Source organism: Burkholderia sp. Se-20373, assembly GCF_017104705.1.
In the GTDB taxonomy this organism is placed as follows: Bacteria; Pseudomonadota; Gammaproteobacteria; order Burkholderiales; family Burkholderiaceae; genus Burkholderia.
In genome coordinates this window covers 51,112-74,584 of record NZ_JAAGPH010000020.1, presented here as the reverse complement: position 1 = coordinate 74,584, position 23,473 = coordinate 51,112, and the positions used below count along the sequence as shown (strand labels likewise).

General features: G+C 60.8%; 24 protein-coding genes. 14 read left to right on the top strand and 10 right to left on the bottom strand.

The window, feature by feature from the left end; all coding sequences use genetic code 11:
- Positions 1 to 1,143: 1,143 nt before the first annotated feature.
- From G3N96_RS10150 to G3N96_RS10110, 9 genes are all read right to left on the bottom strand, one after another.
- A complete protein-coding gene (locus G3N96_RS10150) occupies positions 1,144 to 1,545 on the bottom strand; it encodes a hypothetical protein (protein ID WP_206137101.1) in 402 nt (133 codons plus the stop codon).
- Between the two features lie 235 nt (positions 1,546 to 1,780).
- Positions 1,781 to 2,815 carry a porin gene (locus tag G3N96_RS10145; RefSeq protein ID WP_206137100.1) on the bottom strand — a complete coding sequence of 345 codons (1,035 nt, stop codon included), beginning with the start codon at positions 2,813 to 2,815 and terminating at the stop codon, positions 1,781 to 1,783.
- Between the two features lie 54 nt (positions 2,816 to 2,869).
- The gene (locus G3N96_RS10140) at positions 2,870 to 3,415 is read right to left on the bottom strand and encodes an amino acid synthesis family protein (protein WP_046548994.1); all 546 of its coding nucleotides are present in this window, start codon (positions 3,413 to 3,415) and stop codon (positions 2,870 to 2,872) included.
- Positions 3,412 to 4,827: an amidase family protein gene (locus tag G3N96_RS10135; RefSeq protein WP_206137099.1), complete on the bottom strand. Its 1,416-nt coding sequence runs from the start codon at positions 4,825 to 4,827 to the stop codon at positions 3,412 to 3,414. The genes G3N96_RS10140 and G3N96_RS10135 overlap by 4 nt, the downstream gene beginning before the upstream one ends.
- Positions 4,828 to 4,879: 52 nt before the next feature.
- On the bottom strand, positions 4,880 to 6,058 hold the full coding sequence (locus tag G3N96_RS10130) for an ABC transporter substrate-binding protein (protein WP_206137098.1): 1,179 nt from the start codon (positions 6,056 to 6,058) through the stop codon (positions 4,880 to 4,882).
- The gene (locus tag G3N96_RS10125; RefSeq protein WP_089457395.1) at positions 6,055 to 6,810 is read right to left on the bottom strand and encodes an ABC transporter ATP-binding protein; all 756 of its coding nucleotides are present in this window, start codon (positions 6,808 to 6,810) and stop codon (positions 6,055 to 6,057) included. The genes G3N96_RS10130 and G3N96_RS10125 overlap by 4 nt, the downstream gene beginning before the upstream one ends.
- The gene (locus tag G3N96_RS10120) at positions 6,797 to 7,531 is read right to left on the bottom strand and encodes an ATP-binding cassette domain-containing protein (RefSeq protein ID WP_071333373.1); all 735 of its coding nucleotides are present in this window, start codon (positions 7,529 to 7,531) and stop codon (positions 6,797 to 6,799) included. The genes G3N96_RS10125 and G3N96_RS10120 overlap by 14 nt, the downstream gene beginning before the upstream one ends.
- Positions 7,531 to 8,604, bottom strand: a complete 1,074-nt coding sequence (locus G3N96_RS10115; protein ID WP_206137097.1) for a branched-chain amino acid ABC transporter permease — start codon at positions 8,602 to 8,604, stop codon at positions 7,531 to 7,533. The genes G3N96_RS10120 and G3N96_RS10115 overlap by 1 nt, the downstream gene beginning before the upstream one ends.
- 4 nt (positions 8,605 to 8,608) lie before the next feature.
- Complete coding sequence (locus G3N96_RS10110) at positions 8,609 to 9,484, bottom strand: branched-chain amino acid ABC transporter permease (RefSeq protein WP_206137096.1); 876 nt, start codon at positions 9,482 to 9,484, stop codon at positions 8,609 to 8,611.
- 181 nt (positions 9,485 to 9,665) lie between these two features.
- On the opposite strand from G3N96_RS10110, the gene G3N96_RS10105 reads away from it, so the two are divergent.
- The 3 genes from G3N96_RS10105 to G3N96_RS10095 all read left to right on the top strand — a co-directional run bounded on the left by G3N96_RS10105 (position 9,666) and on the right by G3N96_RS10095 (position 10,694).
- Positions 9,666 to 10,001, top strand: a complete 336-nt coding sequence (locus G3N96_RS10105) for a helix-turn-helix transcriptional regulator (RefSeq protein ID WP_206137095.1) — start codon at positions 9,666 to 9,668, stop codon at positions 9,999 to 10,001.
- Between the two features lie 68 nt (positions 10,002 to 10,069).
- The gene (locus G3N96_RS10100; protein ID WP_206137094.1) at positions 10,070 to 10,396 is read left to right on the top strand and encodes a helix-turn-helix transcriptional regulator; all 327 of its coding nucleotides are present in this window, start codon (positions 10,070 to 10,072) and stop codon (positions 10,394 to 10,396) included.
- 16 nt (positions 10,397 to 10,412) lie between these two features.
- Positions 10,413 to 10,694 (top strand): helix-turn-helix transcriptional regulator, encoded by a 282-nt coding sequence (locus G3N96_RS10095; RefSeq protein WP_206137093.1) that lies wholly within the window; start codon positions 10,413 to 10,415, stop codon positions 10,692 to 10,694.
- 396 nt (positions 10,695 to 11,090) lie between these two features.
- Here the strand turns inward: G3N96_RS10095 and G3N96_RS10090 are convergent, their stop codons facing one another.
- On the bottom strand, positions 11,091 to 11,924 hold the full coding sequence (locus tag G3N96_RS10090) for an FCD domain-containing protein (protein ID WP_124819507.1): 834 nt from the start codon (positions 11,922 to 11,924) through the stop codon (positions 11,091 to 11,093).
- Positions 11,925 to 12,163: 239 nt separating this feature from the next.
- On the opposite strand from G3N96_RS10090, the gene G3N96_RS10085 reads away from it, so the two are divergent.
- The 11 genes from G3N96_RS10085 (at position 12,164) to G3N96_RS10035 (ending at position 23,318) form a co-directional block, all read left to right on the top strand.
- Entirely contained in the window at positions 12,164 to 13,423 is a 1,260-nt protein-coding gene (locus tag G3N96_RS10085) for an acyl-CoA dehydrogenase (protein ID WP_206137092.1), read from the top strand.
- 30 nt (positions 13,424 to 13,453) lie between these two features.
- Positions 13,454 to 13,732 (top strand): acyl carrier protein, encoded by a 279-nt coding sequence (locus tag G3N96_RS10080; RefSeq protein ID WP_124819466.1) that lies wholly within the window; start codon positions 13,454 to 13,456, stop codon positions 13,730 to 13,732.
- Between the two features lie 121 nt (positions 13,733 to 13,853).
- Positions 13,854 to 14,741 carry a 3-oxoacyl-[acyl-carrier-protein] synthase III C-terminal domain-containing protein gene (locus G3N96_RS10075; protein WP_241022570.1) on the top strand — a complete coding sequence of 296 codons (888 nt, stop codon included), beginning with the start codon at positions 13,854 to 13,856 and terminating at the stop codon, positions 14,739 to 14,741.
- Positions 14,738 to 15,673: a 3-oxoacyl-[acyl-carrier-protein] synthase III C-terminal domain-containing protein gene (locus G3N96_RS10070; RefSeq protein ID WP_206137091.1), complete on the top strand. Its 936-nt coding sequence runs from the start codon at positions 14,738 to 14,740 to the stop codon at positions 15,671 to 15,673. Before G3N96_RS10075 ends, G3N96_RS10070 begins: the two co-directional genes overlap by 4 nt.
- A gap of 45 nt (positions 15,674 to 15,718) precedes the next feature.
- Positions 15,719 to 17,329 (top strand): acyl-CoA ligase (AMP-forming), exosortase A system-associated, encoded by a 1,611-nt coding sequence (locus G3N96_RS10065; RefSeq protein WP_206137090.1) that lies wholly within the window; start codon positions 15,719 to 15,721, stop codon positions 17,327 to 17,329.
- Entirely contained in the window at positions 17,326 to 18,534 is a 1,209-nt protein-coding gene (locus G3N96_RS10060) for a pyridoxal-dependent decarboxylase, exosortase A system-associated (protein ID WP_124819474.1), read from the top strand. The genes G3N96_RS10065 and G3N96_RS10060 overlap by 4 nt, the downstream gene beginning before the upstream one ends.
- A gap of 33 nt (positions 18,535 to 18,567) precedes the next feature.
- Complete coding sequence (locus G3N96_RS10055; RefSeq protein WP_124819476.1) at positions 18,568 to 19,686, top strand: acyl-CoA dehydrogenase family protein; 1,119 nt, start codon at positions 18,568 to 18,570, stop codon at positions 19,684 to 19,686.
- Positions 19,683 to 20,276, top strand: coding sequence for a GNAT family protein (locus G3N96_RS10050; RefSeq protein WP_206137089.1), 594 nt, complete (start codon positions 19,683 to 19,685; stop codon positions 20,274 to 20,276). Before G3N96_RS10055 ends, G3N96_RS10050 begins: the two co-directional genes overlap by 4 nt.
- A 44-nt stretch (positions 20,277 to 20,320) precedes the next feature.
- Positions 20,321 to 21,316 (top strand): 3-oxoacyl-ACP synthase, encoded by a 996-nt coding sequence (locus G3N96_RS39175; protein ID WP_241022569.1) that lies wholly within the window; start codon positions 20,321 to 20,323, stop codon positions 21,314 to 21,316.
- A complete protein-coding gene (locus tag G3N96_RS10040) occupies positions 21,310 to 22,239 on the top strand; it encodes a 3-oxoacyl-ACP synthase (RefSeq protein WP_206137088.1) in 930 nt (309 codons plus the stop codon). The genes G3N96_RS39175 and G3N96_RS10040 overlap by 7 nt, the downstream gene beginning before the upstream one ends.
- Positions 22,125 to 23,318 carry a LuxR family transcriptional regulator gene (locus tag G3N96_RS10035; RefSeq protein WP_346778885.1) on the top strand — a complete coding sequence of 398 codons (1,194 nt, stop codon included), beginning with the start codon at positions 22,125 to 22,127 and terminating at the stop codon, positions 23,316 to 23,318. The genes G3N96_RS10040 and G3N96_RS10035 overlap by 115 nt, the downstream gene beginning before the upstream one ends.
- Positions 23,319 to 23,473 lie beyond the last annotated feature (155 nt).

The following is a 23,473-nucleotide window of genomic DNA, read 5'->3' as shown; positions in this document are numbered from 1 at the left end:
CCGGCATCGGCTTCCTTCAGCACCCCGATAATCTGCTCTTCGCTGAACCGCGACTTCTTCATGACAAGGTTTCTCCTGCGGCCTTGCCACTAACTTTACAGTGGGATACTTCAGAGGGGGAAGGTCACCCCCCATTGCGCAACTTGCCGCCCTCCTCGTACACCCCGAGCAATACCGATACACCGCCGCCCGAGCCGCCCTTACGGCGCGAGAATCGACCAATCACGAACTCCTGTCGCTTGTTGCATTTGAGCTTGATCCAGCGGGCCGATCGGCCAGATTGATACGGCGCGCCGACCTGCTTGCCGATAATCCCTTCGAGGCCGAGTTCGCACGCGGATGCCAGCGTCGCGTCGGGCGCCGCATTGATTGCCTCAGAGAATTACACTACAGACCCACGTATGTCGGCGACGACCTCGCTGAGCACCGCGCGCCGTTCGCGCCACGGCCAGGGTCGGAGTTCGGCGCCGTCGAGCCACACAAGGTCGAACACCACCCGCGAAATGCCAGCGGTCCGCGGTCGATCGAACGCGTTCTACAGTCCGTTGAAGCTCGGGCGCGCCCAATTCTCTCCGCACTGCGGAGAGAATTCAGCCATCTGCCCGCCGGGGCCCTCCCCTTCCACGCCGCTGAGGGTGAGCGCCCGCAATTGAGTTTCAGCCGCGTCTCAGGCGTAGGCGCCTCTCCAGCCGCCCCGCCCGGATCGAAGAACCTCCAGGCCCGTGTGTGACGCAATGTCCAATGAACCCGCCCACCGGCAGGTCATCGCCAGCGCCAGAAATACAGCAGCGCCGAAACGGTGACGGCACCGATTTTCGATCGCCGCGGTGGGAGCGCTCCATTCCCTAGAGGAGTGCCGCACGCGTGGGCGCCCCTCCTATGTCACGAAATGAAGGGTAACATAGTCCTTAATATGTTCCCCTTCATTTAGCTAGACGCTGTCTCTCGATTTCGTTCCTCTAAGCACCTTAGCACCATTGCGCGGCACTAAACCTATGGCGAAATAGTTCAGCCAATCTCGCGTTGATACCATCGGAATCGAGCAGCGGCCATCGACCAATATCGCGCCGGTGCCGCTCCAGATCGTGGGTCGCGCATCAGTAATGCGGAACAACTTCACGCCGGCCGCCCGTAGATCAGTTTTCACAGCAGTTCCTCGACGCGCCGCGCGCCAAATTCGCTAAGCGCGACATCGAGCAGGGCAAGCTCTTCGAGCTCCGGGTGAGGGGTCGACAAGAGCCCACATGCGTCGCTCTCGTCACTCCAGACTGAGGTGGTCGTTGCAACGATCCGCACAAGACGCTCGGTCTTTTCGGATTCATCACGCGTCAACCGGTCCCGGCGGCGCTTGTAGATTGCTTCGGGGATGATGCGACCGAGCAGCGCGCGCTGGGCGTCGGCACGTTGCGTGGCATGCTCGACGCCAGCGCGTAGCGCCGACTTCGGTAGGCCGCCGCAGACCAGGGCCCCAAGCTCTGCGAGCGTATGCGGAACCGGCCGAAGTTCCGTGACTGCAGCCACGGCTTCCGGGGTAACAAGCGACATGGGCGCACCCATTTGGTATCAAATGATATCCCGTTGCGCGCCGTTCGGCGGTGTCTGAAAACCCGAGCGGCCGCTCTGGAGCTGCACGAAGCGTTCTCTGCGATCCAGAGCTGCCGATTTGCGAAACTGGGTATGAGTCTGCTGTTGGATAGCAACCGGACGTCGCATAATGCAGACCACCAAACCACCCACAGGCACCGACATCCGTTTCGACTTGACGTGCTTGCATAGCAAATCAAAACCGCATCCGCACCCCGGCTCCGACGCCATTTCCCGATGAGGCATGCGTAATCGTGTCATAGCGCCACGCCGCGTAGATGTCTGTGCGCTTCGACAGTGGGTAGTCGTAGCCCAGCGCGAACGTCGACCACCGGGTGCCGGAACCGGTGACAGGACGCCGACGGGTGCCCGCCCACGACAGCAGCATACTGCCCATACCGAATCGCGCGCTTGCTCCCACCTGCACGGTGTCGTCGGTCACGTTGCTGTTGTTGCTCACCCGCTCGTACTGGAACATGAGCTTCGTTGCGTGGATCCGATAGGCACCGCCGACAAGCCATGCCGTTTGTGCCGTCGCACCATTCAGAAAAAGCGAAGCTGTGTGCAGACTTTGCACCGCAGCCGTTGCCGAAAACGGGCCGGCGAAGTACAGCACGTTAGCACTATAGTTCGCCTGCCCAGTGTGGCCGGCCACACCCGCATTGCTATAGAGCAGGCTTCCAGAGAGCCCTCCGACCTCCGGTGTCTGATACAAAACCGAACTGTCGATTGCCGTATCGCTTTGCACGGAAGCCGCCCCCATGGCCGAGCCTAGGTATCCGTGGGAGATCATCGGCGAGAACGCGAACGAGTTACCGAACGGATTGAAGAGCAACGTGGAGACGAACAGGGGTGCCGTATTGCGCCCGAGCGTCACTTCCCCAAAGCCTCCGCTCAGTCCGACAAAGGCATTGCGGCCGAAGAATGACTGACCATTGAATGAACCGAGCTGACCAGCGTTGACTCTGAAAAAGCTCTCCAGCGTGAATACCGCTTTCATGCCCTGGCCAAGATCCTCTGATCCCGACACGCCCCAAAATGACGTCGTCATCCCGCCTGAGCCAACCTGCCAGGCACTGCCGGCAGCGCCTGGTGCATGCGTCTCGCCAACAACGGCGTCGATCAAACCGTAAAGCGATACCGAAGACTGTGCGTGGACGATTCCCGTGGCGCCCCACATCCCAACCGAAACAGCGCAAGCGCGCGCCATGCCCCAAACCATCTTCTGCATAGGTTCTCCTCCTCGTTGTGTTCGTATCGATCGCGCGCAACCGGGGCGACGCGTCTACGCGGGCACGACGCGCGCAAGCGGCCGACCGTGCTCGGCCAATGCGACGGCCACCACGAGTTCATCCGGCGCAGGAGAATCCGGCACAATCAGCGACGCGGTATCGAAGTGGTCGAAGTTCCACATGTCAACCGCGCCATGCAGCGGAATGTCCAGGCACGCACCTGCGGCGCCGCGCTTCGTGACTGACGGAATGAGCGAGGTAGTCCCCGGTAGACAGGCGCGTATCGCCTTACCCATTCGTGGATGTAACAGCGCGGCCGCACACTCGAGCGGCACCGCCGTGCCCACCAAGGCGGCCTTGCCGTACACTTGAATGGCCGAGCGTTGCACGCCCAGTGCGCATCGGGCGTGTTCGGTCAGCGACGTCCCCAGCTCCGCACCGAGCTCGTATAGAAACTCGAGCGGATCGTCTGTTCGCCAGTTCTGCCGCGACAGAACCGCGGCCGCAATGGCCTGGCGGTGCGCTGGATAGATTGCGGTGCCCAACTCGGCACGCCGATCAACCAGATGCACCACGATCTTTGCAATTTGAACGCTCACGGAGTTACCTCCGTGGCCACTGCGTGCTCGCCCTGCAACAGAGGCGCCGTGGGAAACGCGCCGCGTGCCGACTCGTAGGCGCGTGCGGCGCGCAGCACGAGTGCATCCGCGTGCAGGCGCCCAACGATCTGCACTCCCGTGGGCAAACCACCGGGCAGGCCGCACGGTATGCTGGCGGCAGGCAGCCCGGTCTGGTTGCACCACGATGTCTGCTGAGGTGCCGTGAGCAATGTCTTCGGCAACCCGGGCACCGGCAATGGACCGCAGTGAAACACCGGTGTCACGAGCAAGTCGTAGCGCTCGAAGAACGCGGCCATCTCGACACCCAGCAGATGACGTGCACGCAGTGCACCGGCAAGTTCTGGCGCGGTGACTTGCAGACCGGACTGCACAAGGACCTGTACGTCCGAGTCGAGCTGCGCACGTTGCGTCTCGCTCATCGCGCATGCACGTTGAGCAAAGAACACCGACCACTGAATCGCGTGCATACGACTGTCCAGATAATTGGCCAGCGGCTTCACATCGACTTGCTCGACGTGCGCACCCAAGGCCGCGAATACGTCCGCGGCCTGAGCGACACTTGCAGCGACCATGGGGTCGACCGTCACACCCGCAATGCCAGGGCAATACGCCACACGCAGCCCGGCGACGCCATCCTCCAGTCCAACGCGATAGTCCACCGGGCGATCTGACTCTGACCGAAATGGATCGTGCGCTTCCGATGCAACGCTGAGCATCAACGCGGCGTCACGCACATTGCGCGCGATTGGTCCGAGCGTGGACAGTCGCGTCCAGGAGCCGGCTACACCGGTCGGCACGAGATCGAACGTGGGCTTAAAGCCTACGACGCCACTCCAGCACGCCGGCACACGAATCGACCCGCCGCCGTCGGTGGCCAGCGACAAAGGACCCATGCCTAGCGCGACCGCAACCGACGAGCCGCCGCTGCTGCCACCCGGCGTCACGCGCCGATCCCAAGGATTGCGGGTAATGCCGGTGAGCGGGGAGTCCGTCACAATCTTGTTGCCGTATTCCGATGTCGTCGTTTTTCCGAACAACAATGCACCGGCGCGGCGCAGGCGCGAAACCGCAGGCGCATCGCTACGTTGCAGTGTGTCGGGGCTCGTCAATGAGCCATACCGTGTCGGAAAACCTTGTACATCGATGAGATCCTTGACCGATACCGGCACGCCATCGAGCAAACCAAGCGGCTCGCCACGCATCCAGCGCTGCTCCGATTCGCGCGCCGCCTGCAGCGCCACATCTGCATGGAAGCCGCACATGCAATTCACGAGCGGATCAAACTGCCGGACGCGCTCCAGCACTGCCTCCATACACTCACGTGGCGACAGTGCGTGGCGTCGATACTCGACAAGCAACGTCTCGGCACTCATCATGGATATATCAATCACATCGCACTCCTTATTGATAGAGATAAAGTAATGACGGGATGTTGTGACCGCTTTATCCCTGACAGGCTGGCAAAATCGGCCCGACCGAATCCAAAAGCGCAAAGCTGTTATCCGCCTGCGCCTGAGCGATGCGCGTCATGCACGTGACGTGATCGCCTGCCCGGCTCACACCCGTCTTACCGCGCGGCAAATTCAGCGAAATACCCGACAACGCCGTCTTGACACGCATGACCTCGACGCTGCCAGCGTCCTGTGCGGCCTGCGCAAAGAGCCGAATGCCTGCGTACGTGCACTCCCCATGGGGCAGCATCACCGCATACGGACCCAACCGCGGCGCACGGGTGTCGGCCACGCGCGCGGTATAGCGCGCAAGAAAGCGATGATTTTCAGCGCTATCAATGCTCATGAAGTACGACGACACACCGATGGTGCCCGTTGATGCGCCCGCAGTTGCAATCGATAGCGATTCGTGCACGATATCCGTGACCAACTGCGGCCGCATCGCAAACGACCGATACTGTTTGACAAACGTGACCGGATCATCACCGATGCTGTGCCATACGAGTTGCGGCTGCTGTGCCGCAATCCGTTGAAGCACGGCACCGTAATCGCGCGTGCCGAACGGCAACCAGTACACGTTCAACAAGCGGCCACCGTGACGAGATATGGCCGCCTCCAGCGCGGACACCAGCACCTTGCGGTTGCTACCGACGTCCGAGACCACCGCGCTGACGCTTTTTCCACCACCACGCATGAGCCAGGTAACGAGCGGTTCGACCCGCTGAGCAACGCTCAGACCGGTACTTAACAACAGCGGATCACAGCGGCCCTCGTCGAAATTCGGATAGACGACAAGACTCGCGGCCGTCTTAGCGGCCTGCAGCGCCGCCTCGCGCTCAGACGGCAGCACCATGCCTGTGAGCATCGCCACTTCGTCACGCATCAATAGCTGCCTGGCCTTCTCGAGCGTCACTGCCGTCGACATCTGCGTATCTTCTACGGCCAGTTCGAGTGGCCGCCCGAGCAGCCCGCCGGCAGCGTTGATTTCTTCAATGGCGAGCATCGCACAGTGTCGATTGGTCTCGCCAACCCGGGTAAGTGGGCCGCTCAACGGCGCAAGCAATCCGATCTTGATCGGCGCCGCCGCTCGGACAAGGTTCGGACAAGCGGCGGCGCTCAACGCCCCAAGCGCGCCCCAAAGAGCAGATCGTGAAAAGTCGCGTCGATTCATGTAGGTTCTCTTTCAACGAATGCTGCTTGCGAATCAGCGGTTCGTTCAGCAGCAGGTGACAAGAATTGGGCCAACGGGTGCGCGCTGTCCGTGCCGCGTTGCGGTTCGATTTTTCCCGCATGGGCGAGCTGCCCGTTCTTGAGCACAATGCATCGCTGCGCGCAGCGCAAGACGAGGTCAAGATTCTGTTCGACAAGCAGCACCGCCAACTTCGAACGACGGCACAGCACCGGGATCACATCGCCGATCAGCTCGACAAGATTGGGTTGCACGCCGTCAGAAGGCTCGTCCAGCAACAACAGTTTCGGTCGACCACACAAGGCACGCGCGATAGCCAGTACCTGTTGCTCGCCGCCCGACAACGTTCCGCCATGTTGCGAGAGCCGCGTTTTCAATACCGGGAAATACTCGAACACCTCCTCCAGAATCTCGGCGTCGCCCGCCGCCGCGGTTCCCATCATGAGGTTCTCGCGCACCGTGAGCTTCGGAAAAATCCATCGCCCCTGCGGCACCAAGCCGATGCCCAGTCGAGCGATTTCATGCGAGCGCATGCCGTTGATGACGTGCTCGCCAAAGCGAACCTCGCCGCTTACGTGCGGCAAAAAGCCCATGATCGCCTTCACAAGCGTCGTTTTTCCCGCTCCATTGCATCCGAGCACCCCCACCACTTCGTTGGGCTGAACGGCAAGCGTGATCTGGTGCAAGACAGCGATGTCGCCGTATCCGGCCGACAGATTTTCAATGTGCAGCATGACTTGCCCCCTGCCCCAGATAAATGCGTCGGACTTCCTCGTCCTTCGCAATGTCGTCGTAGCGCCCTTGGCGAACGATTTGCCCACGGTGCATAACCCACGTCTCGCAATTGAGCGATTGCACGAAACGCAGGTCATGTTCGATGGCAAGTACCGCACACTGCTCACGCAGGCGGTGGATGAGGTGCACAAGCCGCTGAGCATCAGTGGCGGATAAACCCGCAGCAGGCTCGTCGAGCAGCAATAAGGCGGGGCGACACATCATCGCCATGCCGATTTCCAACCACTGGCGCTCGCCATGTGGCAGATGCATCGCCAGCATGTCGGCTTGCGCGGCAAGTCCGATTTGCTCGAGAACGCCATCGAGATCGCGCATCGAAAACGCCTGTCGAGTCGACACACCGAGCGCAGCCACTTCGAGGTTCTCGCGTACGCTCATCATCTGGAAAACATTTGTTCCCTGGAATTTCCGTACGACGCCACGCCGGCAGTATTGATACATCGGTCGGCCGGTCATTCGCTCGCCTGCGAGATACAGCTCGCCAGCCCCAGGCACAATCGCGCCCGACATCAGCCCGACCAGCGTGCTTTTTCCAGCGCCGTTCGGGCCGATAACGCAAAGCAAGTCTCGTGCGCCAATTTCTACGTCAACGCCGGCAATCGCGTTAATGCCGCCAAATGCACGGTACAGTCCGACACCTTTGATGATCGGCGCGTTCATCACGACCCTCCTTCGACGCGCTGCGCACAAGAGCGCGGCATGCGTTTGAGTGATATTCCAGTGATTTGACGCAGTCCCTTGAGCATGCACCCCAGACGCACACCGTTCGGCAGGCAAAGCACGCACGCGAGAAAAACTGCACCGAGAATAAGCGGCCACCACTGTGTGCTCAAACTCGACGCGCCATGCTTAAGTAGCGTCAGGCCGACAGCGGCGAGCACGGGACCGCCCAGCGAGCCACGTCCGCCTATGGCAACCCAGAGAATGACTTCGGTGGCCAATACCGGTGAAAACACATCGGGCGCAACAACGCCGGCGGTTGCTGCCATCAAGCAACCCGCCACCGCAGCCAACACCGCCGAGGCCATGAACATCAACAGGAGATGCCAGGACGTGTGATATCCGCACGCCAGCGCGCGCCATTCGTTCGTCGAGATCGCGGCGAGCACCTTCCCGTATCGGCTGCGACAAAGCAGCCACACCACCCCAAGCAGCCCAACGAGGAGTATCGCGACGGCATACCAGGACGCGACTGGGCCGCTCAAATCGAGTGTGTGCCCCGCAAGCTGGAAGGACAGCCCCGGAATACCGAGCAAGCCCGTGTCTCCGCCTGTTACCGACTGCCAGCTCGTTGCAAGCTGCTGCGCAACAATCAACACCGCCATACTGAGAATGGCAAAGAAATGCAGCCTCACCCCTGCATACAACAAGAAGTAACCGAGAACGGTCGCTGCGACCGCAGCACAGGCAAGGCCAGCGAGAAATCCGACTAACGGCGTCTGCCCAAACTGGACCGTAGTCACGGCGAAGCCGTATGCTCCAATGCCGAAGAAGGTCGTGTGACCCAGCGTCAGTACACCGGCACGCCCCCACAGCAGGTCATAACTGAGCGCCAATATCGCCAATACGAGTGCATCGCGTATCACGGTGAGTTGATACGCGCCAACGACAAACGGCAGAATCGCGCCGGTCACAACGATCGCAAAACCGGTCATAACCGGAGACACATCGCTGCCGCTCAAGGCGGGTTGTGACAACCAAGTCCGCGCACGAGAAAAATAACGGTCGAACATTGCCTTACCCCTTTCCGAGAAGCTGATGCGCCGCACTAAAGCCGGGGAGCAGACCCTGTGGCCGGAAACGAATCAGGACAATGGATACAATCAGGACAATCGCCGACGCGAGTGACGGATCGACGCGATAGCTGAGCAAGGTCTCGATCGTGCCGACAAAAGCGCTGCCGAGTATGCTGCCGACCACCGAGCCGATCCCCCCCAGCACGATCACGAAAAACGCCTTGGCAAGATAGGACACCCCGAGATGGGACTCCACCGACACCATGGGCGCCACCAGAACACCGGCGAGCGAAGCGAGCGCGGCGCCACCACAAAAGGCCACTCGATTCAGCCTTCTGGTGTTGATGCCGACGGCCTCAGCCATCGCCGGATGTTGGATGACCGCGCGCAGCTTCGTACCAAAACGCGTGCGGGTGAACAGCACCCAGCATCCAGTGGTAACAACCAGTGCCACACCGATCACGAACATCCGATAAGCAGGATAGCTGCCGCCCGGTACGTCAACGGTTGCATTGAACGGCGCATAGACCAGCATCGGCTGAGTGCCGAAGACGAGCTCAATCGCCTTCTGAACGATCAGACTGACCGCGTAGGTCGCCAGTAGCGTATCCAGTGGACGGGCATAGAGCAGTCGGATGACGAAGCGCTCGAGACACCAACCGAGCCCCGCGCCGACAATCGGCGCGGCGAGCAGTGCAGCCCAGAATGCGTGTTGACCTCCCACGGACTGCGCAACCGCCAACGTGTAAGCCCCCATCGTCACCCACTCGGCATGCGCGAGGTTCACGATATCCATCAGGCCGAACACGATCGCAAGGCCCAATGCCACAAGCGTAAGCACGCTAACGTAACTAAGAATGTTTAAGATCGTCGCCATTACTCCAAATCCTGTATTCAATGACCGCCTAACCCACCCAGCCCTCGCTAGACATGTGACAGCGAAGCCCACCAAGACGACACAGAGATGATGCATGTCGCCACCCGAACTAAGTAATGCTTAGCCTTCAGACTAAGAAATACTTAGTAAAAAGTCCATTAAAAATTAAGAAACTCTTAGGATGCGTCGGACCTCATCGACATCCTCGATCTTTCCCAAGCGCCTCAGAGAGGCACGTCTGCGCTCGGGCCTGAGCCAGGAACAGCTCGGCATCGAAGCCGGGATTGACGAATTCTCGGCAAGCGCACGCGTGAATCAATACGAGACCGGCAAACACGCGCCCAAGCTCCAGACGGCGCACCGTCTCGCCCGAGTACTACACGTCCCAACCAGCTTCCTATACGAAGGCAATGACCTCCTTGCGCGGCTTCTCGTCGTGGCCTCACCGCTCCCGCAGGACAGCCAAGAAGCACTTCTCGAATACGCCGAACGGCTGTCACGAGCAGCCACCTCTTGATTCCTGATACAGCCCCAGACTAAGAGTTACTTAGCAAACCGGGCAATCGATTCCTGGACACTTGATGCATGTCCAGCGACTCGACCGTCACCTCTGTGTTTTCGAAACGCCTGAAGCAGGCGCGGTTGCGTACCGACCTCACCCAGGAACAGCTTGGCATTCTCGCCGGAATCGACGAATTTTCCGCCAGCGCTCGCGTCAACCAGTACGAGAAGGGCAAGCATGCTCCAACCGTACAGACCAGCCAGCGGCTTGCGCGAGCGCTTCTCATTCCGACAAGCTTCCTGTACGAGGAGGACGACTTGCTGGCCAACCTCCTCTTAATTGCTGGGCGACTGAGCAGAGAAAAGAAGCGGGCCCTTGTCGCAGCGGCAGAATCGCTCGCGCAAGAATAGCTCGTCACTCCCGTCGGTGAATAGCACACCCACTGCGGACTTTATCAAGGCCCTTGGAGACGAAGTTCGCACTCGTCGCCAAACAAAGAAGCTCACCCAAGTGGGCCTCGCGACGCGGGCCAACGTTCATCCCAACACGATCTCTTTGGTCGAGCGTGCCCAAATCATCCCCAAGATCGACGCTCTACTTGCGCTTGCTGCAGCCCCCGACACCTCTCTCTCGCAATTGGTTAAACCGGCAGAGGCTCGGGCAGATCTTCGCCAGATCCCGTCGGCCTCACAGATACAGCAACCATGAGCCTCTCGCCGGCGGCGATCGGCCATTCGTCACTCGCAAGCCGTCCGCCAACGATCGCTGCTGCCTTGGAATAAAACCTCGCCCGCCTCGACCTGACGCGATGAGCCACCACGGAGATCGGTCGGACCGGCCAAGCGCACAGCTTCGGTCTTGACGCCTATTTATTATCATAAATTTACGATCGAATATCTCACCTGGTCAAGCGACAAAATGTCGGTGTTTACCCCGGAAATTCCGATCAATCTCCCCGCCTATGTACCCTCGCGATGAGCGCACCTACTCTCATTTAGTTTATTTATTGCAATTAACCGGCGCATTGTGACCGACATGTCATAAACTTCGGCGGGCATCCGCAGACAATGCGATGGCGCCCCCGTGCTGTGCGTGGATGCCGCCTCAGGACGCGTCGCGGCTCATCTGCGTATCGAGTTCGGAGTCGAGCACAAGCCTTTGCCTCAACGCGGCATGTACTTTCTGCAGTTGCGCCTCGGCCTCGTCCATATGCGCGGCCATCAAGCGCTCCACTGCCTGAGCATCGCGCCGCCGTGCAGCCTCGAGGATTGCACGGTGCGCAGCGAGCGTCGTACGGCCGAACGTCTGATAGTCACGCTGCGTGACGTTGCCCGCCACGATCACCAGCGAGTGCAGCATCTGATTAATGATCTGGCAGAGGCACCGTAAAAATGCGTTCGGATGGGCCGCGGCCAGCACGTCGTGAAAATGAATATCCTCGCAGCGCTGATCAAGCGCCTGCTCGTGGCCGATCACAAATGGCTCACACACTGAAATGCTGCGCTCGAGTGCTTCGAAATCTGCATCCGTCAAGTGCGCTACTGCGCCAGCAGCGACAATCGGCTCGAGCGTACGTCGCACCGCATAGAGCTCCTCGAGCGTGATGTTCTCGAAGAACAAATAGTTCTGCAGTGCCTGGAACGCCCGCGCAAGCGGCACGCGCGTAATTGTGGCGCCTCCCTCAGGGCCGGTACTGAGACTCACGAGTCCCTGCACTTCCAGTGCCTTGAGCGCATCGCGCATTGAGCCGCGGCTCACGTTGAACATCTGCTGCAGCTCAGCTTCCTTGTTCAGGCGCTTGCCCGGGCGCACCCGCCCGTCATTAATCCAACCCTTGATCAGCTCGGCCACCTGATCGCCCCGCTTGGTCGTACGCGGGCCGCGTTTGTCCGGCGACATAGATTGCGTTTTACGCGTTGCTCGTTGTCGTTCTGCCATATTAGTCACGTCCGTGGTGGCCAGCGTCATTCCATATCGGCGCCATTATCGGGCATCGCTATCGCCGCTGGCGAAAATCCCTGACCTGCCTCACCCGATGCCACCCTCCCTAGGTTGGGAGGTAGCAAACCCTCTCTCAGATGCCTACGCTGCATGTCACACGGCATGGACGCCGCGAAAGCATGTCGTCCATGCCACGCCATCGGCCGGCGCGCGTGCGCCATTCGGAACGATCGGACATGCCAGACGCTCTGCAAACATCACAACCGCACCATGAAGTCGCAACGCTTAAAGCGGCCTTGGCAGCCTCCGGGCTGGATCTCGATCGACTGTGCGCGCAAATACGCGCACACCGCGACGAAGCGGACCGGACCGGACAAATCCCCACAACGTTCTGGCAAAGCGATATGGTCCGCGCGTTGAATCTGAATCTCGTGCCGAGCCAATACGGGGGATGTCCCGGGGTGCAATCGCTCGCCTCACGCGTGATGCTGATGGAATATCTGGGCTACGCGGACGCCGCGCTCGCGCTGGCCCTGCCCGGCCCAGGACTTGCCATGCCCCCGGTTCTCGCGCTCGCCAACGAACGGCAGCAGGCAGCATTCTTTGCGGGCTTTCACAGCGACGCGCCACGCTGGGGCGCGTTTGCGATTACGGAGCCCGATTGCGGGTCCGACGCAACAGCCATGCGGACATCGGCCCGCAAAACCGCGCACGGCTGGGTGCTCAATGGCACCAAATGTTTCACCACGAATGGCGCGCGCGCGAACACGATCATCACGTTCGCAACGATCAACCGCAACGCGGGTCGCTTCGGCATCCGGGCATTTCGCGTCGAGCACGACGCACCGGGGTTCTCGGTCATGCGTGTCGAACACATGGCCGGGCTGCGGGCCAGCCAACTGGCCGTGCTGTCGTACAGCGATTGCGAAGTGCCCGACGATGCTTGCCTCACGCACGACGACCAAGCGCCATTGAGCGACGCATTTTCCGGCGCACAACGGTCATGGGACTATTTTCGGCCGCTGCTCTCCGCAGTGATGGTCGGTACGTGTCGACGGGTACGTGACGAACTTGCAACCTATTTCGAATCAGGCTCACATCCGGCCGACCTGCGATGCGGTCCCGGCGACGTCGACGTGCATCTTTTGGATCTCGACCGGCATATCACGACCGCGCACCTGCTCTGTCATCACGCAGCATGGCTCGCAGATCAGGGCCACCCGAGCGCCATGCACGCCTCGATGGCCAAGGCATACGCCGCACGCGTGACAGCCCACGTCACTCGAACAGCACTCGCGCTCGTTGGGCTTGGCGGTATCGCGCATTGTCCATCGCTCGAACAATGCTGCCGAGACGCCAAGGCGTTCGACATCATGGAGGGCACCGGCGACATGCAGCGCCTGATGATCGCCCGCGCGGCGCAATGCGCGCCGCAATTGCCGTGGGAATCCGCTTCAAACGAGCTTGCACATTCGGTCACCATGCCGCGTGCATGACCTCACCTTCCCTTCATACAGGAGGCGTTCATGACATCCAATTTCGTATCAAATCGCCCTGACGATATTGCTACCGAGCTCAAATCCTGTCTGCTGTCAACGCTCGGCACGCATCTGAGCACCGAGCTCATCGATGGCGAAACAAACCTCTTCGACCTTGGTGTCGATTCGATGAACATGACCGAGCTCCTGCTGCAAGTGGAGCAGCGCTTCAAGTTTGTGCTTGACCCTGACGATCTGAGCAGCGACCTCTTCCTGCGATTCGACAATCTGGTTGCATTCGTCGCCTCCCATGTTCCCTCGAACTGAGTCCAGGGTTCCCGCGCCCAGGATCGTCGCCACCGCTCATTACATTCCATTCGCACGCAGCGCGCACCCTACACGCACCGACGTGAGCTCGCCGCTGCGGCGATGCCCGCTTGATTCCGTGATGCAAGCGGTCTATGGCGACACACTGCGCTGGCGTGACGAATGTGAGTCCCGACGCGGTCCAAAGGCGCCTTCGCCGCCTACGCTTTCAGACGAGCTCGTCGTAGCCGAGTCGAATCTTTCACTGTCCGATATGGCACTACGCGCGACACACCTGCTGTATGACGGTGCATCACAACTTCCGCGGCCGGACCAGATCATCGTTTGCTCGACCAGCTTCGAACACGATCTGGCATTGTCCTGTGCGGGACGTTTGCATCACGAGCTCGCATCGCGTCGCCCGCCATTCGCGATCGGGCAGCTTCAGGACGTCTCGTTTGCAACGGCGCTCGACCTCACGCTAGCCATGATGGATGCGGACACCGAGCTCAATACCGTCCTGATTGTCGCGGCCGAGCGTTGGCTTCCCCCCTTTTCTCGGCACGTTGGCTTACACACGCTCCTCGTCGATGGAGCCGCTGCCGCTCTCGTCACACGCCATCCGACACCTGGCTGGCGCGTGCGCGGCCTGACCATCTGTACGCCGGCCACGCCCAGCAGCTCCAGCGTCATCGCAACGCCTGTCGATTCCGCCACGCTTATGGGCGCCATCAACAAGGCGCTGGCACGAGCTGCCTGTCAGGCCACACAAATGGACTGGATTGTCCCAGCGAAGCCGGATCACGGGCTGTTGCGCAGTATCCGTACGCACGGTGACTTGCCGCTCGAGCGCATCTGGCTCGCAGGTGACACGCCTGGCCATCTTTGCGCAGCACACACACCTGCGCGTCTTGATAGCCTCACACGGGCTGTGTCACCGCGCGATGGCCAACATCTGCTTGTATGGTCTACGGGATTTCACGGCCAGGTCGCCTGTGCGATTCTTCAATTCTGCGAAGCGCCATCATGAGAACGAGTCCCTTCTCGCTTTCCGCGGTCGCCCACAGTCTGCCGGCTCAAACCGTACATGTAAATCAGTGGGTCGAACGTTGCGGCCAGTCTAACGCGCGCGCTCGTGCACTGCGCGATCACGGTGTGGGGCATTTCCACGACGCCGAGGGTGAGTCACCAGCAAATCTGGCCGTACATGCGATCGCGAAACTTTTGCGCGAAACCGCCACACCACGCTCAACAGTCGATGCCCTCATTCACACACATACGATACAGACGAGCGTGCTCGCGCCACCTGCCAGTACGGCCCATTACATTCAACGCCATTGCGGACTGAACCGGGCATTGACGTTTTCCGTCACGCAGCAGCAGTGCGTATCTCCGATGGCAGCCATCCGGGTGCTGCTCGCGCTTGCGGCGCGACACCCCACCATCGAACGCGCCATCATCGTGTGTGCTGACGTCATCGGTTCGGGCTGCGATCGACTTCGCGCGATCGGGGACCTGGCGCTGCATAGCGACGGCGCATGCGCGTTGCTACTTGACCGGGGGGCCGAACACAACGTCATCGCCAGCTTGCATCTATATACCGATGCGCGCTTCTTTCGCGGTACGGATGACACCTTGCAGCCGATTCCCGACGATCGGTACTACTGGTCGGCTTTTACCACCATGCGCGCAGCTATTCGCCAGGCAAACATCGCACCCGACGACATCGCGCACGTACTGCCTCACCACGTCAATCTACCAGGCTGGGCACGGTTGATGGGGATGCTCGCCATTCCCGAGGCGCGGCTATTCACCACAAATTTCGGCACGGTCGGCCACGCATTCGGTGCAGATCCGTTCATCAATTTCGAGACCTGTCGCAACCAGCAGGTCGGAGAATGGTCGTTGCTCTTTTCTAGCGGTCTGGCCGGCTGCTTCGGCGCCCTGGTGATTCGTCATTGACGTCCAACGCGCATCTTCCTCAACCCGACGACTCCATTCCACACCATGCGAAACATACTTGACCTCGTGCAGACAACCGCACATCAGGCACCCGATTCGCACGCGATCGTCTTCGGCGATATCCGCCTGAGCTACCAGGAACTTGCCGAGCGCGCATGCGCACTTGGCCACGCGATCACCTCGCTCGGTATCGCGCCCGGCGCACGTATCGGCATCTTTCTGGACAAGCGCATCGAAACCGTCGTTTCGCTGCTGGGTATTGCCGCCGCAGGCTGCGTTTTCGTGCCGATCAATCCGCTGCTCAAACCGCAACAGGTCGCACATATCCTGCACGACTGCGGCGCGATCTGCGTGATTACCAGCGCAATGCGTGCACGCTTGCTGGCCGAGAACGGGCCGCTCGCCCTCACCCATACGATCCTCACCGATGCCCCGGACGAAACGGCACCTCCATACAATGGAACTGCACAGGTCCATCGTTGGAGCGCGTGCCTCGCACCGGACGCTGTCGGCATGCAACGAAAAGCATCCGTTGTTCCAACATCGGGCATAGACACAGACCTCGCGGCCATTCTCTATACATCCGGCTCGACGGGGCAACCCAAGGGCGTCATGCTCAGCCACCGCAACCTGCTCGAAGGCGCGTGGAGCGTCGCTCATTATCTGAACCATACGCGCGCTGATCGAATCCTGGCCGTACTACCGCTTAGCTTCGATGCGGGCCTGAGCCAACTCACGTCGGCGTGGACGAGCGGCGCCACTGCTGTCCTTGTTAATTATCTCTGTCCACAAGACGTGATAGAGGCCTGCGCGCGTGAGCAAATCACCGCGATCACGGGCGTGCCTCCCTTGTGGATGCAGCTGGCCCATGCTCGCTGGCCCGATGCAGCACGCGCCACGCTGCGCTACTTTGCCAATACCGGCGGCCGGATGCCCAAGGCAGTACTGCAACGCCTGCGTGCGCTGTTTCCACAGGCCGAACCCTACCTCATGTATGGTCTGACCGAGGCGTTCCGCTCGACCTACCTCGCCCCCGCCGAAGTCGATCACCGCCCTGACTCGATCGGCAAGGCCGTGCCCAACGCACGCATTTTGGTCGTGCGCCCCGATGGTTCGCCGTGTGCGCCTGATGAACCCGGTGAACTTGTACATGTCGGCGCATGCGTCACGATGGGTTACTGGGGTGATGCAGCGCGAACCTCCGAACGCTATCGTCCCTCTCCCGAGCAAAAACCTGGCGGGGCTGCGCCGGACACCGCGGTCTGGTCGGGGGACCTCGTGCGACGCGATGCACACGGCTTTCTGTATTTCATTGCGCGCAACGACGCGCAAATCAAGAGTTCCGGCTACCGGATTAGCCCGGAAGAAATCGAGGAAACCATCCACGAAAGTGGTTTTGCTTCCGAAGTCGCCGCCGTGGGTGTGCCCGATGATGCGCTTGGCGAGACGATCACGCTGGTCGTCGTGCCGGCAGCCACGCCGTTTCTCGCCCAAACGCTGCTGTCGTGGTGCAAGCAACACCTGCCCGGCTACATGGTGCCGCATCGCATCATCGTTCAGACGGACATCCCGCGCAACGCCAACGGCAAATTCGATCGCGTGGCCTTGCGAGAAGCACTCGTGAGCGCGCCGAACAACCAAGCGAGGCCAAAATGAATCGATCATTGACCCGCCGCCATGACGTCCTGTTCGCCGACAGTATCGATGTCACGCGGCTTGCCAATCGTGCAGGGTCCACGCCCTTTTTCGTCTATGCGCGCGCCGCAATCGATGCCCGCGTGTGCCAGTTGCGTGCAAAACTGCCGGCGTCGATACAGTTGCATTACTCGCTCAAGGCCAATCCAATGCCTGCTGTCGTACACCATCTGGCCACGCGCATCGACGGCTTTGACGTGGCCTCCGGCGCCGAGCTGGCACTGGCGCTCAACGCAGGCATGCCGCCTGACCAGATCGGCTTTGCAGGTCCGGGCAAAACACGGGAGGAACTGCGATGTGCAGTGGCCAGCGGCGTGAACGTGCATATCGAATCGCTCACTCAACTGCATCTGGTGGCAGCCCTTGGCTGGGAGCTGGGCCTGCGCCCAAACGTGACAATTCGCGTGAACCCGGATTTTCAGATCACGCACGCCGGCATGCGCATGGGCGGGGGAGCGACTCAGTTCGGCATCGACGCCGAACAGGTTCCGGCACTACTGCAAGAACTGGGCGCATGTGACGTGGCACTGGCGGGGTTTCATGTCTTCTGGGGTTCGCAGTGCCTGCACCCAGCTACTATTGTCGAAGCACAGCGGCGATGTGCCGAGCTCGTCATGCAGCTCGCATCCGATTTGCCACTGCCGCCCCGGTACGTGAATCTGGGCGGCGGTTTTGGCATTCCCTATTTCGAAGGCGAGGTGCCGCTCGATCTCGATGCCGTCGCCCAGCCGATGCATGCCTGGCTCTCGCGCATGCAACGGGCTTTGCCCGGTGTGCGCCCCGTGCTCGAACTTGGGCGCTACCTGGTCGGCGAGGCCGGTGCCTATGTATGCCGCGTCATCGATCGAAAAGTTTCACGCGGCACCACCTTCCTTGTTACCGACGGTGGCCTGCACCACCACCTCGCGGCCTCGGGCAACTTCGGTCAGGTACTGCGCCGCAATTTCCCAGTAGTACTCGGCAATCGGTTCGGCGATACGCCAACTGAACGATGTCACATCGTCGGCTGCTCGTGTACTCCGCTTGATCGCATCGCCGATGACGTGCTGCTTCCCGAAGCTCAGATTGGCGACTTCGTTGTCGTTCTGCAATCGGGTGCCTACGCGCGCTCGGCAAGTCCCCGGGATTTCCTCGGTCATCCCGAAGCAATCGAGATGCTCGTCTGACACCGATGCCTCACACCCAATACGGAGAGAGCCATGATGCGCAACCCTGTACCGTCATCGTCCGATCTGGTGCCGCCCACATGGACCGTATCTGACGATCAGCGCGCACTCGTCACCGCCTGCCAACGCTTCGCTCAAGACCAGCTCGAGCCTTTGCTCGCTGCCCCGCCGTCGCAAGCGGACTGGCGCGATATCGTCACACATGCAAGCTCGCTGGATCTGGGAACCATGATTTTGCCGACGTCCCTGGGTGGCATGGCCATCGGCCAGCACGATCTGTGCGGTATTGTAAGCACGTTGGCCTGTGGCCCGATTGAACGCGCCGTACAACTCACTCAGAGCATTCCGGCGCTCATGACGCTACGCGCATACCACGCACTCGACGCACTCGCGCCCCATCCCATCGGTGACTACTTTAACGGCACGTGCGTGATCGCGCTTACGGTGCCAGATTTTCACACCGCCACGCTCTGGCATCTGCACGATCAAGACTGCACGCCCGTTGCACCGCTGATGATCGCGCCGCACGCCTGCGGCCTCGGTCTCATTGACTCGACTCAGGCGAGCGCTGACGCACGGCGTCGCTGCCTCGTTGCGCTTGGCACCCTTTCACTTGAGCAATGGCGCTGCAAAGGAACACTGCAGGCCGCCGCACTTGCCTCGATCGATCAGTGCGATGCGCAAAGCGATTCTCCCGCGCAGACATGGCTCACCGACATCGCCCTGTACTTGTCGGCCTTGCTCAACGGTGCCATGCAGCACGACGTTGCATTTGCACTTCGCTACGGAGCCGAGCGACGCGCATTTCGCAAGCCGATCATGCTACATCAGCGCGTGGCCACCCGGCTGGCCGACATGCTCATTGCAACGCAAGGCACGCATCTTTTCTTGCGCGCGCTCACGCTTGCCGAGCCGAACATATCAATCGCGCTCGTGCGCCAGCTGATCCGTCACATTGCAGCCGAATCCGTGGAGCTCACCCACGAGCTTGTTCAATTTTGCGGCGCACACGGTTATGTATCAGGGTTGCCGCCCGCTGCGCGTCTGACGACATGTCACTGGTTCGCGATGTTGCTCATGCGTGTCGATACGGCGCTCGGTCAACTCACGGCTCGACATACGTTCGACTCCACCACTGGCGCATCGACATGAATGCGTACCAGTGCTCCCGCCATCGCCGCTTGTGCAAATCCCATTCGGCTAGATCCGCGATGTCGCCACATGAGTGCTGGCTGCGCGAAGCAAATCGTGACGACATGCGCGATATCGCCGACTGGCTTGCGCGTCCAGCCATTGCGCAGTGGTTTGACTTCGGGCTCGGTCGACAATCGCTTACCCTACTCGCGGTCCAGGCGATGACGCAAAGTAATCGACATCGACTACGCGTATTTGGCGTACACGGCACGAACCGCCCAAGCGGACTGGTCGCGATCAGCGATGTTACTCACCGGTTTGGTCTCGGCTCCTTCTGGGTGCTGCGCGACCCGACTCGCGCCGCTTGCGCGAACATGACGCTCGTAGCGTCGAGACAGGTGCTTCGAGAAGGTTTCGAGCGTGATCAACTGCATTGCATTGGTGCGTGGGCGGCGCAAAGCAATATTCGGTCACAGCGACTGCTCGCACGTTTGGGGTTTCGCCTCATCGGTTTGCAACGCGACTGCCATGTCGTCGACGGCCAACGCATGGGGCGTCTGTTCTACGACCTGCTCCCGCACGACCTAAGCTTTCCGACGCCAATATGAGGTCCCCGGTCGTCACCGCACTGTGCTCCTACGTGCCGTCCGTCATGGAGCTCGACGGACAGGTATCGGCCGTGGAGTCCACCGTGGCGAGGCCGCTTGTCGGCTGGGATGCATGGATGACACTGTGGCGCACGGAATGGACGCCGCTCGGGCCGACAGCAATGCCTCGCATCGGTCCCGGGGATAGGTCCCAGCGTGCACCGGTCGCCCACACCACCGATTTGTCGGGGCTTGCGGCATACGTCACGCGGGCGATCGGTGCCGCTCGGCCTCGCGCTGCCGCGCCGGTTGACGTTGTCATTTTTTGCCACAGCAGTGTCGACGAACATGTCTCGACAACGACCGCGGGGCGTCTGGCAAGCGTGGTAGGCGCTCCAGGTAGCCCCTGTTTCTCCTTCTCAATTTCGCAGCAGGGCAGCGCTGCCCCATTCACGGCCTTGCGGGTGGCGCAGGACCTGTTCTTCGCCGAACCCGACGTGCGTACGATCCTGATTGCTGCCGCGGAGAAGTGGGTGGCACCGTTTTCTCGCCATCATGGAATCGGCCCACTGCAAGGTGACGCGGCCGCCGCCGTCCTTCTGGAGCGCTTTGGTGCAAGCACGCGCGGCTTACGCCTCATCGACGCTCAAACACACCCTTGTCCGGCACCACGCGGAGACTCGCCGCATCGCCACGCGCACCCTGACCCACATCTACTTCAAACGATGATGCAATTGGTCACCGCGCTGCTCGCAAAACACGCGATCGCCCCGTGCAACGTCACCGCCGTCGGACAAGGCCACACGCACGCGCTTGCAGCGGCACTGCAGCAGGAACTCGGCATCGCCTCGCTTGCAGGCGTGCGCACGCACGATGCGAATCTCGGTGCAGCAGATTCGATCGAACAATTGACGACCATGGTCCAGACGCATACCTTGCCGTCGCAAGGCATCCTCTTGCTATGGAATATCGCCTCGTGCGGCTATGTAGGCTGCGCGCTACTCGACGCACATAGTGCGCCTGTGCTCGCGCGCTCCCTTGGCGCGAACTCCTCATGGTAGACACCACAATCGGCATCCCGTGTGTCGCCTACCATCTTCCTGAACATGTCGACTCCGTTCGCCACTGGGCACGTCGCACCGGTCAACCCGCTGCTGTGGTGGCAAAGCTCGAGCAGGCCGGCGTACGCAATTTTCACGTGGCACGCGGGCAAAGTGCCTTCAGCCTCGCGATCCGAGCTGTCGACTCGCTGCTGCGCAATGCACCAATCGCCGCCGAGTCAATCGACTGCCTGGTCTACACTCACACGCTACAGGGCAGCATCGCGCCGCCACCAGCATCTTTGCCTCGGCAGCTATGCGAGCATTTTGGCCTTGTAGGCGTCCAGTCGTTCTCGTTTGCCCAGCAACACTGCGCGTCCTCGCTCGGTGCGTTGCGCATCATCCGTGCAATGTTCATCGCACACTCCGCCCTCCATCGCGTACTGCTCGTCGGGGCAGACGTGATGCCTATGGAGACCGAACGCGCGATGGGCGCGTCAGCGCTGCTCAGCGACGGCGCATTCGCCGCGTTGGTCGAGCGCCACGCGCGCACCAATCGCCTCGTCGCACTGGCCACACACGCAAGTGGTCGCGGCTGGCGCGGAATGCTAGGGCAGACCGAAGCGAGTTTCCTTGCGCAGTACCAGCTCGTCGCGCGAAAACTCATCACGCAAGTCACTCAGGATGCACACATTGCGCTCACCGAGCTCTATCGCATCTTGCCGCCTCATCTGAATAAGCCTGCCTGGCGGCGTCTCGTCCAATCGATGGGTCTGCCACCCGAACGCCTTTTCGCGCACAATTTTTCCCGTATCGCGCACGTCACCGTATGCGATCCATTTATCAACCTGGCCGACTGCGGCCCACTCGCGCCAGGCGCCCCCTTGTTGCTCTATGCACAGGGCGTAGGAGGATTTTCAGCTACCGCGTTGCTGATTCATTAGACGCGCACACTCCACACCCGGTCGGCCCTGGAAACCCACGGTCCCATGCCATGCAGCGGCGAGTCGATGCGATATACGCGAGTGTGTTGGCCGATGTATCAAAACATTACATTTTTATGGCTGTGATTTGGCGACAAGCGACTACACTTTTTTGCACGGCGCATCGAGCAGTCACTAGCAAAACAAGCGTCACCTCAATCGCCACGCATTGTGCTACTTCAATCTCAATCAACGCACGCACGACCACCGCGCCGTGCGCCAGCGCGCGAAGTTCCTGCGAGAGGGCCCCAGTGGATCGAGTCTGTCAATGCGGCGCGGGTAACCCACCCATCGTACCGCTGCCTTCAACATCAAACCTGGCCAGCCGATGGGCACCGCTGGCCACTGCCTTTCTCAATACCGTGGACCTATCGTCTTTGCTAAAGTTGTTCGGTGACGTGTCCGCTTCGTTGGGCTTCCCACGCTTTGCCATTAGCCGAGTATCGCGAAGACACGCAGGGAACGGCCGGGCAATGGCGGTCGAGACGCTTTGCGCATGCTATCCGGATCATTGGGTCGCGCATTACGCGCAACGAGACTACGGTCCGGTCGATCCGGTCCATCGAATGGCGTTTGCCCGTGCCACACCCTATCGATGGACCGACATCAGAGGCTTGAATCGCATCGAGCAACGCGTGCTAGGCGAAGCACGCGACGCGGGATTAACCAGTGGCGTGAGTATCCCGCTTCGCGAGGCCAACGGCGACATCCTGCTGGTGAATCTCGCCAGTCCGTCACCGGAGATCAGGACAGAAGTCCACCTGCGGCTCGCGAGCTTAATTGGCGCACTCTTTCATCAAGAGCTTCATCGATTGATGAAGCCACGTCGGCCTGAGCCGTCACTTCAACTCTCTCCGCGCCAACAAGAGTGCCTTGCCTGGGTCGCGCGGGGTAAATCTTCATGGGCGATCGCCGCCATTGTCGGCATATCGCCTCATACCGTTGACTACCATATCGCCGAAGCAATGAAGATTCTGGGCATCAACAGTCGAACCGCGGCAGCCGTGCATGCCGTCGCAACCGGCCTGATCCAGGTGTAAGCGGCCAGCGGGGCCATCGACCGCAGTTCCTGCCGGCAACCCCACCAACGACTGGGTCTCGCGTGGACTCGTGGCGCCATCAGCACATTCGGGCTTGTCCCCCGTGCTCACGCAATCGGATGCGGCGCGGGGGCGACTCGCAACCAGCGTCCTGT

Excerpts from the sequence above, each read along its gene's own strand:
- G3N96_RS10150 (WP_206137101.1), bottom strand. The coding sequence starts at position 1,545 with ATGTCGCTTGTTACCCCGGAAGCCGTGGCTGCAGTCACGGAACTTCGG.
- G3N96_RS10145 (WP_206137100.1), bottom strand. The coding sequence starts at position 2,815 with ATGCAGAAGATGGTTTGGGGCATGGCGCGCGCTTGCGCTGTTTCGGTT.
- G3N96_RS10130 (WP_206137098.1), bottom strand. The coding sequence starts at position 6,058 with ATGAATCGACGCGACTTTTCACGATCTGCTCTTTGGGGCGCGCTTGGG.
- G3N96_RS10125 (WP_089457395.1), bottom strand. The coding sequence starts at position 6,810 with ATGCTGCACATTGAAAATCTGTCGGCCGGATACGGCGACATCGCTGTC.
- G3N96_RS10120 (WP_071333373.1), bottom strand. The coding sequence starts at position 7,531 with ATGAACGCGCCGATCATCAAAGGTGTCGGACTGTACCGTGCATTTGGC.
- G3N96_RS10115 (WP_206137097.1), bottom strand. The coding sequence starts at position 8,604 with ATGTTCGACCGTTATTTTTCTCGTGCGCGGACTTGGTTGTCACAACCC.
- G3N96_RS10110 (WP_206137096.1), bottom strand. The coding sequence starts at position 9,484 with ATGGCGACGATCTTAAACATTCTTAGTTACGTTAGCGTGCTTACGCTT.
- G3N96_RS10105 (WP_206137095.1), top strand. The coding sequence starts at position 9,666 with ATGCGTCGGACCTCATCGACATCCTCGATCTTTCCCAAGCGCCTCAGA.
- G3N96_RS10100 (WP_206137094.1), top strand. The coding sequence starts at position 10,070 with ATGTCCAGCGACTCGACCGTCACCTCTGTGTTTTCGAAACGCCTGAAG.
- G3N96_RS10090 (WP_124819507.1), bottom strand. The coding sequence starts at position 11,924 with ATGGCAGAACGACAACGAGCAACGCGTAAAACGCAATCTATGTCGCCG.
- G3N96_RS10085 (WP_206137092.1), top strand. The coding sequence starts at position 12,164 with ATGCCAGACGCTCTGCAAACATCACAACCGCACCATGAAGTCGCAACG.
- G3N96_RS10080 (WP_124819466.1), top strand. The coding sequence starts at position 13,454 with ATGACATCCAATTTCGTATCAAATCGCCCTGACGATATTGCTACCGAG.
- G3N96_RS10075 (WP_241022570.1), top strand. The coding sequence starts at position 13,854 with ATGCAAGCGGTCTATGGCGACACACTGCGCTGGCGTGACGAATGTGAG.
- G3N96_RS10070 (WP_206137091.1), top strand. The coding sequence starts at position 14,738 with ATGAGAACGAGTCCCTTCTCGCTTTCCGCGGTCGCCCACAGTCTGCCG.
- G3N96_RS10065 (WP_206137090.1), top strand. The coding sequence starts at position 15,719 with ATGCGAAACATACTTGACCTCGTGCAGACAACCGCACATCAGGCACCC.
- G3N96_RS10060 (WP_124819474.1), top strand. The coding sequence starts at position 17,326 with ATGAATCGATCATTGACCCGCCGCCATGACGTCCTGTTCGCCGACAGT.
- G3N96_RS10055 (WP_124819476.1), top strand. The coding sequence starts at position 18,568 with ATGATGCGCAACCCTGTACCGTCATCGTCCGATCTGGTGCCGCCCACA.
- G3N96_RS10050 (WP_206137089.1), top strand. The coding sequence starts at position 19,683 with ATGAATGCGTACCAGTGCTCCCGCCATCGCCGCTTGTGCAAATCCCAT.
- G3N96_RS39175 (WP_241022569.1), top strand. The coding sequence starts at position 20,321 with ATGGAGCTCGACGGACAGGTATCGGCCGTGGAGTCCACCGTGGCGAGG.
- G3N96_RS10040 (WP_206137088.1), top strand. The coding sequence starts at position 21,310 with ATGGTAGACACCACAATCGGCATCCCGTGTGTCGCCTACCATCTTCCT.
- G3N96_RS10035 (WP_346778885.1), top strand. The coding sequence starts at position 22,125 with ATGCGATCCATTTATCAACCTGGCCGACTGCGGCCCACTCGCGCCAGG.